The organism is Spirillospora sp. NPDC048819 (genome assembly GCF_040650055.1).
GTDB lineage: Bacteria > Actinomycetota > Actinomycetes > Streptosporangiales > Streptosporangiaceae > Spirillospora.
In genome coordinates this window covers 91,282-106,903 of sequence record NZ_JBEZGN010000023.1, presented here as the reverse complement: position 1 = coordinate 106,903, position 15,622 = coordinate 91,282, and the positions used below count along the sequence as shown (strand labels likewise).

Here is a 15,622-nt window from a genome sequence, read left to right as displayed (position 1 = left end):
GATCCGGCCCGTGCGCCACGTCATTTGAAACCTTCACGCGGGCGGGAATCGGGACGGCCGCGCCCCGGTTGTCGCCTTAAGGCACCCCGTATCGCGCTGTAGGAGGCGACGTTGGCTAAGGACGCTCTCACCCCCGTGGACTTCTGGTTCGACCCCCTGTGCCCTTGGGCCTGGATGACCTCCCGCTGGATCCTGGAAGTGGAGAAGCTGCGCCCGATCGAGGTGCGCTGGCACGTGATGAGCCTGTCCGTCCTCAACGAGGACAAGGACGTCCCGGAGGAGTACCGGCAGGGCCTCAAGGACGGCTGGGGCCCGGTGCGCGTGTGCATCGCCGCCGAGCAGAAGTACGGGCCGGAGGTTCTCGGGAAGCTCTACACCGAGATGGGCACGCGCCGCCACCACGAGAAGGCAGAGTTCGGCCGCCCCTTCTTCGAGGCGGCGCTGACCGCGGCGGGCCTGGACCCGGCGCTCGCGGACGCCGCCGAGTCCACCGACTACGACGAGGCGCTGCGGGCCTCGCACAAGGACGGCATCGACCGGGTCGGCCAGGAGGTCGGCACCCCGGTGATCGAGGTCGAGGGCAACGCGTTCTTCGGCCCGGTGGTGTCGCCGGCCCCGCGCGGCGAGGCGGCGACCCGACTCTGGGACGGTGTAGTGGCGGTGTCGGCCACGGACGGCTTTTTCGAACTGAAGCGGAGCCGGACCCGGGACCCGATCTTCGACTGAGGTTCGAGCCCACAGAAGCCCATCCCCGCGTGCGCGGGGAGCACGTGCCCGCGACCGCGACGACGCCGTCGAAGAGTGGACCATCCCCGCATGCGCGGGGAGCATGGGCGACTGTGGGCAATTGCATGCTGGCACTTTGTGATATAGCTCGCAAGTTACATGTGGTTTGCTATTGCGAGCATGTTGCAACTGCGGGTGATGTGCCGTCAAACTGGTCCTACCGACAGGAACAGGTAGGACGGTGAGCTCACAGTGCATGTACCCGATGGCTTCATCGACGCGCCCGTCTCGATCGCGGCCGGTGCGGTGGCGGTGGCCGGGGTGGGGATCGCGCTGCGCGGTGCGCGGCGTGAGCTCGACGACCGGACCGCGCCCCTCGCGGGGCTGACGGCCGCGTTCGTGTTCGCCGCGCAGATGCTCAACTTCCCGGTCGCCGCCGGGACGAGCGGCCACCTGCTGGGCGGGGCGCTCGCGGCCATACTCGTCGGTCCCTACACCGGCGTACTGGCCGTCTCGGTCGTCCTGTTCCTACAGGCGCTGTTGTTCGCGGACGGCGGCCTCAGCGCGCTCGGCGTCAACATCATCTTGATGGCGCTGGTCACCGTCCTGGTGGGGTACGCGGTGTTCCGGTCGCTGCTGCGGGTGCTGCCCAAGACGCGGGCGTCGGCGGGCGGGGCGTCGTTCGCGGCGGCGCTCGTGTCGGTGCCCGCGTCCGCTCTCGCGTTCACGCTGATCTACGCGGTGGGCGGGACGGCGGACGTGTCGATCGGCAAGGTCGCCGCCGCGATGCTCGGCGTGCACGTGCTGATCGGCATCGGCGAGGCACTGATCACCGCCGTGACCGTGTCGAGCGTGCTCGCCGTCCGGCCGGACCTCGTGTACGGCGCGCGCGGCCTGATGAAGCCGGTCGAGTTGCGCACCGCCCGGCCCACCCCGTCCCGGGCTTGAGGAGGAGACAGATGGCCACCAAGCGTTTCTTCATCGGGTTCCTGCTGGTCTCCCTCGTCCTCGCCGGGCTCGTCAGCTACTACGCCAGCGGCAGCCCCGACGGCCTGGAGAAGGTCGCCGAGGAGGAGGGCATCAGCGCCGAGGAGAAGGACCACGCGCTCAAGGACTCCCCGCTCGGCGACTACGGGGTGAAGGGCGTCGACAACGAGTGGGTCTCGGCCGGGCTGTCCGGCGTGATCGGCGTCGGAGCCGTCCTCCTCATCGGCGGCGGGCTGTTCTGGGCCGTCCGGCGGCGCGACGCGGTCCCCGCCTCGCAGGAGCCGGAGGAGAAGGCGCCGGCCGGACCGTCCGGGCAGGGGTAGTGGGCGCGGGTCACGCGCACCGGCTGTACGTGCCGGGCGCGTCGCCGGTGCACCGCCTGCCGCCGCAGACCAAGATCGTCGCGGTGCTGGCGTTCGTGCTGCTGGTCGTCGCCACGCCCCGGGAGCGGATGTGGGCGTTCGGCGTGTACGCGCTGCTGCTCGCGGCGGTCGCGCTGATCGCCCGCGTCCCGCTCCGGACGGTCGCGCGGCGGACCGTGATCGAGGTCCCGTTCGTCGCGTTCGCGGTCCTCCTGCCGTTCGTCGCCGAGGGCGAGAAGATCGCCGTGCTGGGCCTGCGGGTGAGCGAGGGCGGGATGTGGGACGCCTGGAACATCCTCGCCAAGGGCACCCTCGGCGTGGTCGCGTCCATCCTGCTCGCCGCGACGACGGAGCCGCGGCTGCTGCTGCTCGGCATCGAGCGGCTGCGGATGCCGTCGCTCCTCACGCAGATCGCCACGTTCATGCTCCGGTACGTCGACGTCGTCACGGCCGAGCTGGGACGGATGAAGGTGGCGCGGGCGTCCCGGGGCTTCGAGGCCCGCGGCGTCCGCGCCACCGGGGTGCTCGCCAAGTCGGTCGGCGCGCTGTTCCTGCGGTCCTACGAGCGCGGCGAGCGCGTCCACCTGGCGATGGTGAGCCGCGGCTACGACGGCCGCATGCCCGTCATGCACGACGTGGGCGCGACCGCCGCGCAGTGGACGGCCGCCGCCGCGCTGCCCTCGGCCGCGGCCCTGGTCGCCCTGGCTGCTTGGATCGCACCATGACGCCATCGCTCGAAGTGAAGGGCCTCGCCTACGCCTACCCCGACGGCACGCAGGCCCTCTACGGCGTCGACCTGACGATCGGGCGGGGTGAGCGGGTCGCGCTGCTCGGGCCGAACGGCGCCGGGAAGACCACGCTCGTGCTGCACCTGAACGGCATTCTGCAGGGCGGTCTCGGCGAGGTCAGGGTCGGCGGTCTCGCGGTCGGCGCGGGCGACAAGAAGACGCTGCGGGAGATCCGCCGCCGCGTCGGCATCGTCTTCCAGGACCCCGACGACCAGCTGTTCATGCCGACCGTCCGCGAGGACGTCGCGTTCGGCCCGGCCAACCTCGGGATGCGCGGCGCCGAACTGGACCGCCGGGTGCGGGACGCGCTGACCCGCGTCGGCATGCTGGACGTCGCCGACCGGCCGCCCCAGCACCTCAGCTTCGGGCAGCGCCGCCGCGTCGCCGTCGCGACGGTCCTGGCGATGGAGCCGGAGATCCTCGTGCTGGACGAGCCGTCCTCCAACCTGGACCCGGCGAGCCGCCGGGAACTGGCGGAGATCCTGCTGAGCCTGGACGTGACGGTCCTGATGGTGACGCACGACCTGCCGTATGCGGCCGAGCTGTGCCCGCGGTCGGTGATCCTCTCCGGCGGCGTCATCACGGCCGACCGTCCCACCCGGGATCTGCTCACGGACGCCGGTCTGCTGGCCGCGCACCGCCTGGAGCTGCCCTTCGGGTTCGACCCGGCGGCCGCCGTCCGCTGACCCGTCCCGCCGATTCGGTGATCTTCGGCCGTTCCGCTTGCCTCCCGCCGCACCCTCCGCCAGACTCGATTGCCCCGACACTGGTAACGGTTTTCATATCCGAAATGGGGTAATCGTGAAGGTTGCGTTCGTCGGCAAGGGCGGCAGCGGCAAGACCACCCTGTCGTCGCTGTTCGTCCGGCACCTGGCCGGGCGCGGGCTGCCGGTGGTGGCCATCGACGCCGACATCAACCAGCACCTCGGCGTGGCGCTCGGCCTGGACGAGGACCGCGCCGCGAAGATTCCCGCGCTGGGCGACCGGCTCCCCGAGATCAAGGAGTACCTGCGCGGCGACAACCCCCGCATCTCCTCCGCGTCCGCGATGGTCAAGACCACCCCGCCCGGGACGGGCTCGCGGCTGCTGCGGTTCCGCGGCGACGACCCGGTCCACGCCGCCGGACAGGAGGTGGACGGGGTCACGCTCCTCGCCACCGGCCCGTTCAACGACGACGACCTCGGCGTGGCCTGCTACCACTCCAAGACCGGCGCGGTCGAGCTCTACCTCAACCATCTGGTGGACAAGCCCGGCGAGTACGTCATCGTCGACATGACCGCCGGCGCCGACACGTTCGCGTCCGGGCTGTTCACTCGGTTCGACCTGATGTTCCTGGTCGCCGAGCCCACCCGCAAAGGCGTCGGCGTCTACCGGCAGTACACCGAGTACGCCCGCGACTACGACATCGCCATCCGCGTCGTCGGCAACAAGGTGCAGACCGACGACGACGTCGACTACCTGCGCGAGCACGTCGGCGGTGACCTGCTGACCTGGATCGGGCAGTCCGCCGCCGTCCGGGCGCTGGAGCAGGGCCGGGACGGCGTCGTCCTGGAGGACGGCAACGTCGCCGCCCTCGACCGGATGCGCGCCGAGGTGGACGCGCGGGTCCAGGACTGGGACGAGTTCCAGCGGCTGGCCGTCGAATTCCACGTCAAGAACGCGCGGAGCTGGGCGAGCCGGGCGGCGGGGGAGGACCTGGAGGAGCAGGTCGACCCCGGATTCCGCTTCCCGTCCGCCTACCGGGTGTAGTGCGGGGCCTACCGGCGGACACCGATCACCACTACCCTTGCGCGCCATGACGATGCGGCGGATGGTGGTCATGGCGGGCGGCGCGATAGCGCCCATCGCCCTTCTGGCGTTGCTGTTCAACAACCAGTGGGTCGTCGATGCGATCCGGGAGAGCGGTTTCGAGTACAGCGGGGGCATCGGGCCGCTGGTGTGGACGTTTCAGTTCCCTCAGTGGCGGCTGACGCCGGGGGGACCCGACTGGACCCACCTGCTCGCCGTCGACTTCGCCTTCCTGCTGTTCCTCGCCCTGCTCGCCCTGCTGGTCTTCGTCGGGGCCAGGACGATCGAACCGCGCCAGGGCATGCTCGGCGCGGTCATCACCGGCTGGTGGGCCACCACCGTCGCGGGCGGGCTGGCCGGCCTCGTCGGCGGCGCCCTGGTGGGCTGGGCGATCGACATCCCCGGCCCCGTTCTGAGCCGCACCATCTGGAACACGTTCGGCAACGGCGCGGGCTTCGGCGCCATGTTCGGCTGGATCGCGGGCCTCGGCGCGCTCGGCGGCTTCCTGCTCACCCGTCCGCGCGACCAGGCTCAGCAGCAGCCCTTCGGCGGCCGGCCTCCGCTCGGCGCGCAGCAGCCGTATGGTGCGCAGCAGCCGTACGCCCAGCAGCCCTACGCCCCGCAGCAGCAGATGCCCCAGCAGCAGATGCCCCAGCAGCAGATGCCGCAGCAGGGGGTGCCGCAGCAGCCGGTGCAGCCGCACCCGTCGGCGGTTCCCTACGTCCCGCCGCAGGGCCAGCCGCAGCAGCAGCCGCCGTGGGGCGCAGTGCCCTCCCCGCAACAGCCCGCCCCTCAGCAGCCCGCCCCTCAGCAGCCCGCCCCGCAGCAGTTCGGCGCGCCGCCCGTCCCGCCCGTGCCGCCCGTCCCGCCGCAGCAGCCGCAGGCGCCCGAGCCCGAGCCCGAGCCGGAGCGCCCCGCGGACGACGCCGAGGAACCGGACGCGCCCGAGCCGCAGGCGCCCGAGAACGCCACGGAGGACGACGACCTGGACCTGGCGGACCGGACGATCGTCGACCGCAGGCGCGACGACGACTGACCGGCTGACCCGCGCGCACACGGCCCCCCGGTGCCTGCGAGAATCGGGTCCATGCGCGTGTTTCTTGGATCCGACCATGCCGGCTTCGAGTTGAAGGAGCACCTGGTCTCCTGGCTGGAGGCGAACGGGCATGAGGCCGTCGACTGCGGCGCGTTCGAGTACGACGCCGTCGACGACTACCCGCCGTTCGTCCTGCGGGCCGCCGAGCGGACGGCCGCGGAGCCGGGGACGCTGGGCATCGTGATCGGCGGATCCGGCAACGGCGAGGTCATCGCGGCCAACAAGGTCAAGGGGGTGCGGGCCGCCCTCGTCTGGAGCGAGGACACCGCCGCTCTCGCCCGCGAGCACAACGACGCGAACGTCATCAGCCTCGGCGCCCGGCAGCACGACCTGGCGTCCGCGACCCGGTTCGTGGAGCTGTTCATCGAGACGGCCTACTCCAAGGAGCCGCGCCACACCCGCCGGATCGAGATGCTCGGCGACTACGAGCGGACGGGAAAGCTCCCGCCGCTCCCGCGCCAAACCTGACCCGCGGCAAACCAGCCCGCGGGAACCCACCCGGGGCGAACCGGCATGTCGGCTAGCCGACCCCGCCGTGAACCGGCGCCGGGGCGGGGAAGCAGGGGCGGTCAGAGGCCGTTTGTTGGGGGTTTGCGGGCGGCGCCGCGTTTGCCGAGGCGGCGGCGCTCGTTCTTGGCGGCCTTCGTCCGCTTGGCGGGCTCGGCGGGTTTGCCGTTGCCGGGGCCCTGACCCGTGCCGGCGGCCGGCGGCTCCTCACCTTCGGGCCTCGGGCGTGAGACGTCCCGTGCCCGCATCGCCGCGTCCACCGTGATCCGCATTCCCGGCTGTCCCATGTCCCGCCGCCTCTCCCGGTACCAGCTGCCCGTTCCGTACCACCTACCCGGTGAAACGGTAGCTGGACCGTTGCAAATAGTCACCGGTGGCCCGGATACCGACCTGCCGGGGTGATTGCTCGATACAGTGCCGGAGTCATGCTTCAACGACTGGTGCACCTCCTTCCGCCGAGAATGCGCGCCGTCCTGCGCCGTATCCCGGTGCTCGTGATGCTGTACCGATGGCTGCGCAGGGGGAAGCTGACCAGGGAACGGTACGTGTTCGCGGCGCTTGCGGTCCTGGCGATCGCGATCGGGGTCGCGACGGCGAAGGACACCCGCGGCCTGGCCCCCTCCGGGGTGCTGGTACTGATCGTGCTCGGCGGCGGGCTGCTGCTGAAGGTGCGGAGCCTGGTCGCGCTGCTCGGCGTCGTGGTCGCGATGGTGGCCTACAACGCCTGGGCCGACGTCCCCGCGATCGGCATCGGGATGATCGCCACGCTGACGATCACCGCGGTGCTCGCGCTCACCCTCGCCCGGACGCGCCAGCAGCTCGGCGTGCAGGGCCTGCGCGGCGACTCGATGCTGCTGGAGCTGCGCGACCGGCTGAGACGCCAGGGCGAGATGCCCGAACTGCCGGACGGCTGGGACTCCCAGGTCGTGCTGCTGCAGGCCGGCGGGTCGTCGTTCGGCGGCGACTTCGTGGTGTCGGCGAGCGACGGCGACACGCTGGAGGTGGCGCTGGTCGACGTCTCCGGGAAGGGCACCGACGCGGGGACCCGCGCTCTGATGCTGTCCGGCGCGTTCGGCGGCCTTCTTGGATCGATCCAGCCTGACCGTTTCCTACCGGCGTGCAACGATTACCTGCATCGCCAGCGGTGGGACGAGGGGTTCGTCACGGCCGTGCACGTCGTCGTCGATCTGAAGACGGGGGAGTACACGGTCGAGTCGGCAGGGCATCCGCCGGCCGTGCAGTTCGACGCGGGCAGCGGCGCCTGGCAGGTCAGTCCCGCCAAGGGCGTGGTGCTGGGGGTCGTGCCCGATCTGCGCTGCATCCCCGAGCACGGGCAGCTGCGGCCGGGCGACGCGCTGCTCCTGTACACCGACGGGCTCGTGGAGTCCCCGGGCAGTGACCTCGACACCGGCATCGACCGGCTCCTCGGCGAGGCGGAGCGGCTCGTCCCGCAGGGGTTCGGCAGCGGCGCGAGGGAACTGGTGGAGACGATGGCGGCGGCCCGCGACGACGACTGCGCACTCGTCCTGATCTGGCGTACCTGACCGTCCGGGCGGACGCCCCCGCGCGGGGTCTAAAGGCGTTTGTGCCGGCCTTTCTGCTTGCCGTGTTTCGCCTTGTGCTTCGGTTTGTGCGACTTCGCCGGCTGCCTGGGCGGTGCGGGTTTGATGACGCCCGCCCGCTTCGTCGCGGTGGGGGAGGCCGTCGGTGTCGACGGGGCCGGTGTCGTGGGCGATGGCTGCGGGTCGCCCTTGCCCTGCGTCAGCCCGGCGATGATGGCGCCGATCATGATGGTGCCCGCGGCGGCGCCGGCGCCCGCCAGCAACCGCGTCCGCATGGACGACCTGGCGCCCGCCACACCGATCGGTGTGAACGCTTTGGTGTCGGTCGCCTCCTGGCCGTTCCGCCGGGCCGCACGAGGCGCGGCGGCCGATGAAGGCGCGGCGGCCGGGCGCGGGCCGATCCGGTCACCGGCATGCGGCTCCTGCTGCTCGACGAGCGTGAGCAGCAGGTCGGACGCGGTCGGACGTTCGGCGGGGTTCTTCGCCAGCGCGGACCGGACGGCCGGGACCAGCGACTCAGGCAGCCCCGACAGGTCGGGTTCGTCGGCGGCGGTGCGCAGGGTCGCGGGATCGCCGCCGATCGGCATCCGGCCCGTCCCCGCGTGGGCGATGAGGCAGCCCCAGGCGAAGACGTCGGCCGCGGGCGTCGCGGGACCGCCGATGAGCACCTCCGGCGCCATCCACCCGGGGGTGCCGAGGACCTGGCCCGTGGCGGCGGTCGCGCCGCACGAGTCCTGGCTGCGTGCGATGCCGAAGTCGATGACGCGGCACCCGGACAGGGTGAGCATCACGTTGGCGGGTTTGAGGTCGCGGTGCACGAGCCCCGCCGCGTGGATCGCCGCGAGCGCCGAGGCGACGCCGACGGCGACGCCGTGCAGGTCGGCGGCCGTCAGCGGCCCGTCGCCGACGAGCCGGTTGTGCAGCGAGATGCCGCCCACGTACTCGGTGACGAGGTAGGGACGGCCGTCCTCCTCGCCGTGCGCGAGTACCCGCGCGGTGCAGAACGAGGCGACGCGGCTCGCGAGGTACGCCTCGTCCTTGAACCGCCGCCGGTAGGACGGGTCGCCCGCCAGGTGCGGATGGATGGTCTTCACCGCGACCCGGCCGCCGGAGTCGGGATCGGCGCCGAGGTAGACCATCCCCATGCCGCCCGAGCCGAGGCGGCCCAGCAGTGTGTGCCCGCCGACCTCGCGGGGGTCGGCGGGTTCCAGTGGCCTGATGTCTCCGTCCATGGGGTGTCCCCGGCTCCCTTGTTTCTCTCCTGTCCGCCTATCCCCGATCAGCGGCGGATTATGGCGCGTTCCTCCAGGAAGTGCGGAAACGTGATCGTCACGCGGATGTAGCGTCCCGTGCACCGGAGTCGTGCAGAGTGGGAGCGGTTCGGCAGCAGGCCCGGCCCCCGACGGATCCTCCTCGGCGCGCGGGTGGCGGGCGGCAGGCCGCACCGGAGGAGATGCCCGCGTGGCCGGCACCCCAGGGGTGGGAGGCGTCGCCGCGCGGGCATCTGTCCGGTATGTAGTGATGTTTCGCAGGGCAATGGTCTGGTAACAACCAGTTCTGCGTTCACCCCCCAGGCGCTGGGACGCGACGCGGCGTCTGCCGCCGCATGCGAGCGGAAAGGGGGGAGGGCGCCGGGGTGCGGAACATCGGGGACTTGACGTCACCGTCGTGCTGGTCGGTGCGGACCCGTGTGACCGCCGCCGCGACCCTGATCGTCGCCCTCCTGCTCGTGGGTGGCGTCGTCCTCTTCTACCAGACCGTCCGGGCCACGGTGTATGAGGGACTGCACGACCGGGGCAGCGACGCCGTCGCGGACCTCGCCACGCTCGTCCGCACAGACGATCCGCGGGGCAGGGTGCCCGTCCAGAACACCGACTTCAGCCTGCTCCAGGTGGTGACCGAGGAGGGCGGCCTCCTGGCGTCCAGTGAGTCACTGCGTGGGCACGTTCCGCTGGAGGCGCCGGCGCCGCGTGTGGTGGGCGAACCCGTCTTCCGCACCGTCGACATCCCGGGAAGAGGTCCGGTCTACCTCGTCACGGAACGGATACAGACCCCGGACGGCCGGCGGATCGTGCACGCCGGCGCGCCCATCACCGTGTTCATCCGCTACAAGGGCCTGTTCATGGGCCTCCTCGCAGGGGTGGTGCTCCTCGGCACCACCACGGCCGGGTGGATCGTGTCGCTGTCGGTGCGGCGGGCGCTGCGGCCGGTGCGGAAGATGAGCGACGAACTCGCCGACATCACGGGCCGCGCCCTGGACCGCCGGGTGACCGTCCCCGGCCCGGTCGACGAGGTGTCCGAGCTGGCCGAGTCGGTGAACGTGACGCTGGGCAGGCTGGAGGAGGTCCTCACCCGCCAGCGCGCCTTCGTCGCGGACGTCTCGCACGAGCTGCGCAGCCCGCTGACCGGGTTGCGGGCCCAGCTCGAGGTGGCGCTGGAGCATCCCGAGGACGAGGACTGGCCGGCGGTCGCGCGGGCGGCGCTCGCCGACGCCGACCGGCTGCAGGCCATCGTGGGCGACCTGCTGATCCTGGCCAAGCTCGGCGCGGGCGTGCACGTCACGCGGGAGCTGATCGACCTCGGCGAACTGGTCCGCGCGGAGGTGACACGGCGTGACCGGCGCGTCCCCGTCGAGCTCGTCGTGGACGACGAGATCATGGTGCGGGTCACGCCCCACCAGATCGTCAGGCTGCTGACGAACCTGCTCGACAACGCCGAGCGGCACGCCGCGTCACGGATCTGGGTGACCGCGACCTCGGCCGGCCGGGACGCCGTCCTGGAGGTCCGCGACGACGGCGCCGGGATCCCGCCCGAGGACCGCGAACGCGTCTTCTGGCGTTTCCACCGGCTCGCCGAGGGCCGCGAACGCGACCTCGGCGGCACCGGCCTCGGCCTGACGATCTCCCGTGACATCGCCCGCGCGCACGGCGGGACGCTCATCGCCGCGGACAGCGACAAGGGCGCGCGCCTCGTCCTGCGCATCCCCCGCGCAGAGCCGTAGCCACGGGACGAGCCGCCGCCCCGGGACGAGCCGCGGCCCCGGGACGAGCAGTGGTCACGGAGTGGGCGGGCGGCGTGCCGCGTGCCGGGTCGCCTGCTCGAACGCGTGCCCGGCCTGGAGGACGGCGAGGTCGGCGTGATGCGGGCCGACGATCTGCAGCCCGACCGGCAGCCCGTCCCCGGTGAACCCGGCGGGCACCGACAGCGCGGGGCAGCCGGTCGCCGAGACGAGGAAGCACGACCGCATCCACTCCAGGTAGTCGGGCATCGGCTCCCCGGCGACCTCGTCCGGGTACTCGATTCCGGCGTCGAACGGCGGCACCTGGCTGACCGGCAGGAGCAGCACGTCGTACCGCCCGAAGAATTCCCGGACCCGGTGGAACAGCGCCGTGTGCAGGACCTCGGCCCGCCCGAGGTCGGCGCCGGTCAGCGAGCGTCCGGCATCGATGTTCTGCGCGAGGGAGGGCTTGAAGTCGGCGCGGCGCTCGTCGAGGAGCTGGCGGAGCGTGACGTCCCAGTGCCATGCGCGCAGCGTCCGGAAGACCTCGTCGGCGCCGGACAGATCGGGGCACGCCTCCTCCACCGCGCAGCCGAGCTCCTCGAACACCTTGACGGCGGGTTCGAGGACGCCGGTGACGGCCGGGTCGACGGGCACCGTTCCGCCGAGGTCGGGGGACCAGGCGACGCGCAGCCCGGAGACGTCCCGGTCGAGGGGTCCGGCGAACACCGAACCGGGCGTCTCCAGGGCGATCGGGCTGCGCGGGTCGGGCCCGGCGAGGACCGACAGCAGCAGCGCCACGTCCGCCACCTCGCGGGCCATCGGGCCCTGCACGCCCAGCGTCCACCAGCCAACCGGCACCGGCCACGACGGCACCCGGCCCGGGGACGGGCGGAACCCGACGACGTTGCAGAACGACGCGGGGTTGCGCAGCGACCCGCCCATGTCGCTGCCGTCCGCGAGCGGATGCATCCCGCACGCCAGCGCGGCCGCCGCCCCGCCGCTGCTGCCGCCCGCCGACCGGGACGGGTCGTAGGGGTTGCGGGTGAGGCCGAACACCGGGTTGAACGTGTGCGACCCGGCGGCGAACTCCGGCACGTTCGTCTTGCCGAGCGTGATCACCCCCGCCGCCCGCATCCGCTCGATGACCAGCTCGTCGGCGTCCGGGACATGATCGGCGAAGATCGGCGACCCGGACGTGGTGCGGATGCCCCGCGTGGCGTGGGTGTCCTTGTGCGCGACGGGCAGGCCGTGCAGCGGCCCCGGCCGGGCCCCGGACGCCAGCCGCTCGTCGGCCTCCCGCGCCTGCCGCATCGCGTCCTCCGCGACCAGCGTGACAATGGCGTTGACCTGCGGGTTCGTCCGTTCGATCTGGTCGAGATGCGCCTGGACGACCTCACGCGCCGACAGCTCGCGGGCGCGGATCCGCCGGGCGAGGCCGCGGGCGGACATGAAGTGGATCTCGTCGGACAACGTGTGTTCCCTTCTGCCGGGGTCCCACCAGTGTCCACCCCCCACGCACCGGCTGACCTGCCCCTGCGGTCATGATGGGCGCGTGACTGAACGAGTCGGTGCGCGCGAACTGCTGCGCCGCGTGCTGGACGAGGACGGCTGGACGTGCTGGGACACCCCTCCCGCCGGCCTGCCCGACCCCGCGTCCCCCTACGGCGGGGAACTCGCCGCCGCCCGCGAACGCAGCGGATGCGACGAGGCCGTCGTCACCGGGGAGGGGCGGCTGCGCGGCCGCCGCGTCGCGTTCGTCGTCTCCGAGTTCCGCTTCCTCGCCGGCTCCATCGGCCTCGCCACGGCCGACCGGATCGTCGCCGCCGTCGAACGCGCCACCGCCGAGGGGCTCCCGCTGCTCGCCGCTCCGTCGTCCGGCGGCACCCGCATGCAGGAGGGGACGGCCGCGTTCGTCCAGATGGCCCGCATCACCGCCGCCGTGATGGCACACCGTGCCGCCGGGCTGCCCTACCTCGTCTATCTGCGGCACCCCACGACGGGCGGGGTGTTCGCCTCGTGGGGGTCGCTCGGCCATATGACGGCCGCCGAACCCGGCGCGCTGATCGGTTTCCTGGGGCCGCGCGTGTACGAGGGGCTGTACGGGGAGCCGTTCCCCAGCGGCGTGCAGGTCGCCGAGAACCTCGCGGCCAAGGGACTCCTGGACGCCGTGATGGACATCGACGACCTGGGCGAGGTGGCGTCCCGCGCGCTGAACGTCCTGTGCGGAAGCCCTCCCGCGTCTGCCTCGCCCCAGGCTCCCGTAAGCGTCCCCCCAGAGGCGACGGCATGGGAGTCGATCGAACGGTCCCGACGCCCTGACCGTCCAGGCGTCCGCGAACTACTCCGGTACGGCGCGACCGACGTGACCCCTCTGTCGGGCACCGGCCAGGGAGAGGCCGACCCGGGCCTGCTGCTCGCCCTGGCCCGCTTCGGCGCGGCCCCCTGCGTCGTCGTGGGCCAGGACCGGAGCAGCCAGCGCACCGGCCACCCCCTCGGCCCGGCCGGCCTCCGCGTCGCCCGGCGCGGGATGAGCCTGGCCGCCGAACTGGCGTTGCCGCTGGTCACCGTGGTCGACACGCCCGGCGCCGTGCTGTCCGCCGACGCGGAGGAGGGCGGGCTCGCCGGCGAGATCGCCCGCTGCCTGGCCGACCTGATCACTCTCCCCGCGCCGACGCTCTGCCTGCTGCTGGGCGAGGGCACGGGCGGCGCGGCGCTGGCGCTGCTGCCCGCCGACCGCGTACTCGCCGCCGCCCACGCCTGGCTGTCCCCGCTCCCGCCCGAGGGCGCGTCGCTGATCGTCCACCGGACCGTGGCGAGGGCGGACGAGATGGCGGCGGCCCAGGGCGTCCGCTCGGCGGACCTGCTGCGCGACGGCCTGGTGGACGAACTCGTCCCCGAGCACCCGGACGCGGCGGACGAGCCCGAACCGTTCTGCCGCCGTGCCGCGGCCGCCGTGGAACGCGGACTCTCCGGCCTGGTACCCGGCGGACCCGCCGCCCGCCAGGAGCGCTATCGTCCGCCCACATGACCGACCCCGTCACCCGAGCGGCCTACGACGCCGTCGCCGCCCTCTACGCCGACCTCTTCCGCGACATCCTGGACGAACTGCCCCTGGACCGCGCGTTCATCACCGCGTTCGCGGAGCTGGTCCGGGGCGCCGGCGGCCCGGTCGCCGACCTCGGCTGCGGACCCGGCCACGTGACGGCGTTCCTGGCGTCCCTCGGAGTCCCCGCCTTCGGCGTCGACCTGTCCCCGGAGATGGTCGCCCGGGCCCGTGCGGACCACCCGGACCTCCGCTTCGACGAGGGCACCATGACGGCCCTCGACCTGCCGGACGCCGGCCTGGGCGGCATCCTCTCCGGCTATTCGACGATCCACATGGATCCCGGTGAGCTGCCGGAGGCGTTCGCCGAGTTCCACCGCGTCCTGGCCCCGGGCGGGCACCTCCTGATCGCCTTCCAGGTCTGTGACGGCGACGCGCCGCAGCCCTTCGACCACAAGGTGACCCTCGCCTACCGCTGGCCGCCCGACCGGCTCTCCGCCCTGCTCCGCGACGCCGGCCTGAACGAAGCGGCCCGCCTCGTCCGGGAACCGACGGCCAGGGAGCGTTTCCCGGCGGGCAGCCTCCTGCTCCGTAAACCCGCCTAGGCCCGGCCGACGCCCGGCAGACCGTTCTCCTCGCCGGCGGGCGGCGCCGTGCGATGCCAGGGGCGCGGACGACGGAGCCGGCGCGTCCCCCGGCGCCGCCGGCCCCGCGGGATGAACGACACGACCGCCCCGGCGCCCAGGAGCGCGACGAGCGCGGCGAGCCCCCATGCCGCGACCTTGTGGGCGATGCATCCCCGCGTGGCCTCTTCGCCCGTCGGATCTTGGGGATCGCGAGCTGCGGTACTGTCCGCCATGTCGATCGCTTTCCTGTTTCGAGGACCAATCTTGGTCACAGCATGTCATGGATCGACCACTCAGTGCATCGAGGTAACCCCTTAAAGTCGCCTAAGTCACATGCCTTCGTCCGGCGGATCCAGGCCCGCCCGGTGCGCCAGGACTGCGAACCGTCTGCGGCGGACGTGCGTCCCAGGAATTGTGATCACGAAACAGGTGAAGAGGGTTCGGCGGGTTCTGTCGCGTGTACAGCGGCGCTGGGTCGTGCGGCTGCTGGTGGCCGGAGTCCTGCTCGTGGTCGTGGCGCTGGCGCCGATCAGCTGGGCGTACCTGGACTCGGCGCGTTACCGCGCGTCCGTACAAGACGTCCCCGCCGCGCCGGTGGCGCTGGTGATGGGGGCGGGTGTCAGGCCGGACGGGTCGCCGTCGCTCTCCCTGTCCCAGCGCTTGGACGTGGCCGCCGAGCTCTACCGCTCGGGCAAGGTGAAGGTGCTCCTGGTGTCCGGGGACAACCGCACCAAGAAATACGACGAACCGACCGTGATGCGCGACTACCTCCTCCGCCACGGTGTACCCGCGCGCCGCATCGTGCGTGACTACGCCGGCCGCGACACGTGGGACTCCTGCACCCGGGCCAAGCGAATATTCGGTGTGAACCGGGTGACGGTGGTGACCCAGAGCTTCCACCTGCCCCGGGCGATCGTTCTCTGCCGCGCTGCCGGGATCGACACCCACGGCGTCGGCAGCAACGTCTGGATCAAGCACGCGACGACCGTCGGCTACGCGCGCGAGCCCATCGCCATGCTCAAAGCGATGACGGACGTGATATTCCGCCCCGACCCTGCCGTGCTGGGCCGGCAGGAGACCAGTATCCGCGAAGCCCTGACCTCCCCAGGCTGATCGCATCCCACCTGCCGGCCGGT

17 protein-coding genes are annotated in these 15,622 nt (G+C 72.5%); 13 read left to right on the top strand and 4 right to left on the bottom strand.

Going from position 1 to position 15,622, the window contains the following annotated elements; genetic code table 11:
* The first annotated feature begins 111 nt into the window (after nt 1-111).
* The 8 genes from AB0C35_RS27745 (at nt 112) to AB0C35_RS27710 (ending at nt 6,215) form a co-directional block, all read left to right on the top strand.
* Nucleotides 112-726, top strand: coding sequence for a disulfide bond formation protein DsbA (locus AB0C35_RS27745; RefSeq protein WP_358461663.1), 615 nt, complete (start codon nt 112-114; stop codon nt 724-726).
* A gap of 252 nt (nt 727-978) precedes the next feature.
* Complete coding sequence (locus AB0C35_RS27740; protein WP_358461660.1) at nt 979-1,674, top strand: energy-coupling factor ABC transporter permease; 696 nt, start codon at nt 979-981, stop codon at nt 1,672-1,674.
* Nucleotides 1,675-1,685: 11 nt separating this feature from the next.
* Nucleotides 1,686-2,036: a PDGLE domain-containing protein gene (locus AB0C35_RS27735; protein ID WP_358461657.1), complete on the top strand. Its 351-nt coding sequence runs from the start codon at nt 1,686-1,688 to the stop codon at nt 2,034-2,036.
* On the top strand, nt 2,036-2,800 hold the full coding sequence (gene cbiQ / locus AB0C35_RS27730; protein ID WP_358461654.1) for a cobalt ECF transporter T component CbiQ: 765 nt from the start codon (nt 2,036-2,038) through the stop codon (nt 2,798-2,800). The genes AB0C35_RS27735 and cbiQ overlap by 1 nt, the downstream gene beginning before the upstream one ends.
* Nucleotides 2,797-3,549, top strand: coding sequence for an ABC transporter ATP-binding protein (locus tag AB0C35_RS27725; RefSeq protein ID WP_358461652.1), 753 nt, complete (start codon nt 2,797-2,799; stop codon nt 3,547-3,549). The genes cbiQ and AB0C35_RS27725 overlap by 4 nt, the downstream gene beginning before the upstream one ends.
* Nucleotides 3,550-3,664: 115 nt before the next feature.
* Complete coding sequence (locus AB0C35_RS27720) at nt 3,665-4,612, top strand: ATP-binding protein (RefSeq protein ID WP_358461650.1); 948 nt, start codon at nt 3,665-3,667, stop codon at nt 4,610-4,612.
* A gap of 46 nt (nt 4,613-4,658) precedes the next feature.
* The gene (locus AB0C35_RS27715) at nt 4,659-5,687 is read left to right on the top strand and encodes a hypothetical protein (protein WP_358461647.1); all 1,029 of its coding nucleotides are present in this window, start codon (nt 4,659-4,661) and stop codon (nt 5,685-5,687) included.
* A gap of 51 nt (nt 5,688-5,738) precedes the next feature.
* On the top strand, nt 5,739-6,215 hold the full coding sequence (locus AB0C35_RS27710) for a ribose-5-phosphate isomerase (protein ID WP_358461644.1): 477 nt from the start codon (nt 5,739-5,741) through the stop codon (nt 6,213-6,215).
* 101 nt (nt 6,216-6,316) lie between these two features.
* Here the strand turns inward: AB0C35_RS27710 and AB0C35_RS27705 are convergent, their stop codons facing one another.
* The gene (locus tag AB0C35_RS27705) at nt 6,317-6,541 is read right to left on the bottom strand and encodes a hypothetical protein (protein ID WP_358461641.1); all 225 of its coding nucleotides are present in this window, start codon (nt 6,539-6,541) and stop codon (nt 6,317-6,319) included.
* 138 nt (nt 6,542-6,679) lie between these two features.
* Between AB0C35_RS27705 and AB0C35_RS27700 the strand changes: the two genes are divergently transcribed.
* A complete protein-coding gene (locus AB0C35_RS27700; RefSeq protein ID WP_358461639.1) occupies nt 6,680-7,798 on the top strand; it encodes a PP2C family protein-serine/threonine phosphatase in 1,119 nt (372 codons plus the stop codon).
* A 29-nt stretch (nt 7,799-7,827) separates the two neighbouring features.
* Here the strand turns inward: AB0C35_RS27700 and AB0C35_RS27695 are convergent, their stop codons facing one another.
* Nucleotides 7,828-9,048 (bottom strand): serine/threonine-protein kinase, encoded by a 1,221-nt coding sequence (locus tag AB0C35_RS27695; RefSeq protein WP_358461636.1) that lies wholly within the window; start codon nt 9,046-9,048, stop codon nt 7,828-7,830.
* A 422-nt stretch (nt 9,049-9,470) separates the two neighbouring features.
* Here AB0C35_RS27695 and AB0C35_RS27690 point away from each other — a divergent pair, with 422 nt between their 5' ends.
* Nucleotides 9,471-10,817 carry an ATP-binding protein gene (locus AB0C35_RS27690; RefSeq protein WP_358461633.1) on the top strand — a complete coding sequence of 449 codons (1,347 nt, stop codon included), beginning with the start codon at nt 9,471-9,473 and terminating at the stop codon, nt 10,815-10,817.
* A gap of 54 nt (nt 10,818-10,871) precedes the next feature.
* Here AB0C35_RS27690 and AB0C35_RS27685 read toward each other — a convergent pair whose 3' ends face one another.
* Nucleotides 10,872-12,287, bottom strand: a complete 1,416-nt coding sequence (locus AB0C35_RS27685) for an amidase (RefSeq protein ID WP_358461630.1) — start codon at nt 12,285-12,287, stop codon at nt 10,872-10,874.
* Between the two features lie 82 nt (nt 12,288-12,369).
* On the opposite strand from AB0C35_RS27685, the gene AB0C35_RS27680 reads away from it, so the two are divergent.
* On the top strand, nt 12,370-13,845 hold the full coding sequence (locus tag AB0C35_RS27680; protein WP_358461627.1) for a carboxyl transferase domain-containing protein: 1,476 nt from the start codon (nt 12,370-12,372) through the stop codon (nt 13,843-13,845).
* On the top strand, nt 13,842-14,465 hold the full coding sequence (locus AB0C35_RS27675) for a class I SAM-dependent methyltransferase (protein WP_358461624.1): 624 nt from the start codon (nt 13,842-13,844) through the stop codon (nt 14,463-14,465). Before AB0C35_RS27680 ends, AB0C35_RS27675 begins: the two co-directional genes overlap by 4 nt.
* On the opposite strand, the gene AB0C35_RS27670 is transcribed toward AB0C35_RS27675, so the two are convergent.
* Nucleotides 14,462-14,719 (bottom strand): hypothetical protein, encoded by a 258-nt coding sequence (locus tag AB0C35_RS27670; protein WP_358461621.1) that lies wholly within the window; start codon nt 14,717-14,719, stop codon nt 14,462-14,464. The two genes, AB0C35_RS27675 and AB0C35_RS27670, sit on opposite strands and share 4 nt — an antisense overlap.
* 196 nt (nt 14,720-14,915) lie before the next feature.
* Here AB0C35_RS27670 and AB0C35_RS27665 point away from each other — a divergent pair, with 196 nt between their 5' ends.
* The gene (locus tag AB0C35_RS27665; protein ID WP_358461618.1) at nt 14,916-15,599 is read left to right on the top strand and encodes an ElyC/SanA/YdcF family protein; all 684 of its coding nucleotides are present in this window, start codon (nt 14,916-14,918) and stop codon (nt 15,597-15,599) included.
* Nucleotides 15,600-15,622 lie beyond the last annotated feature (23 nt).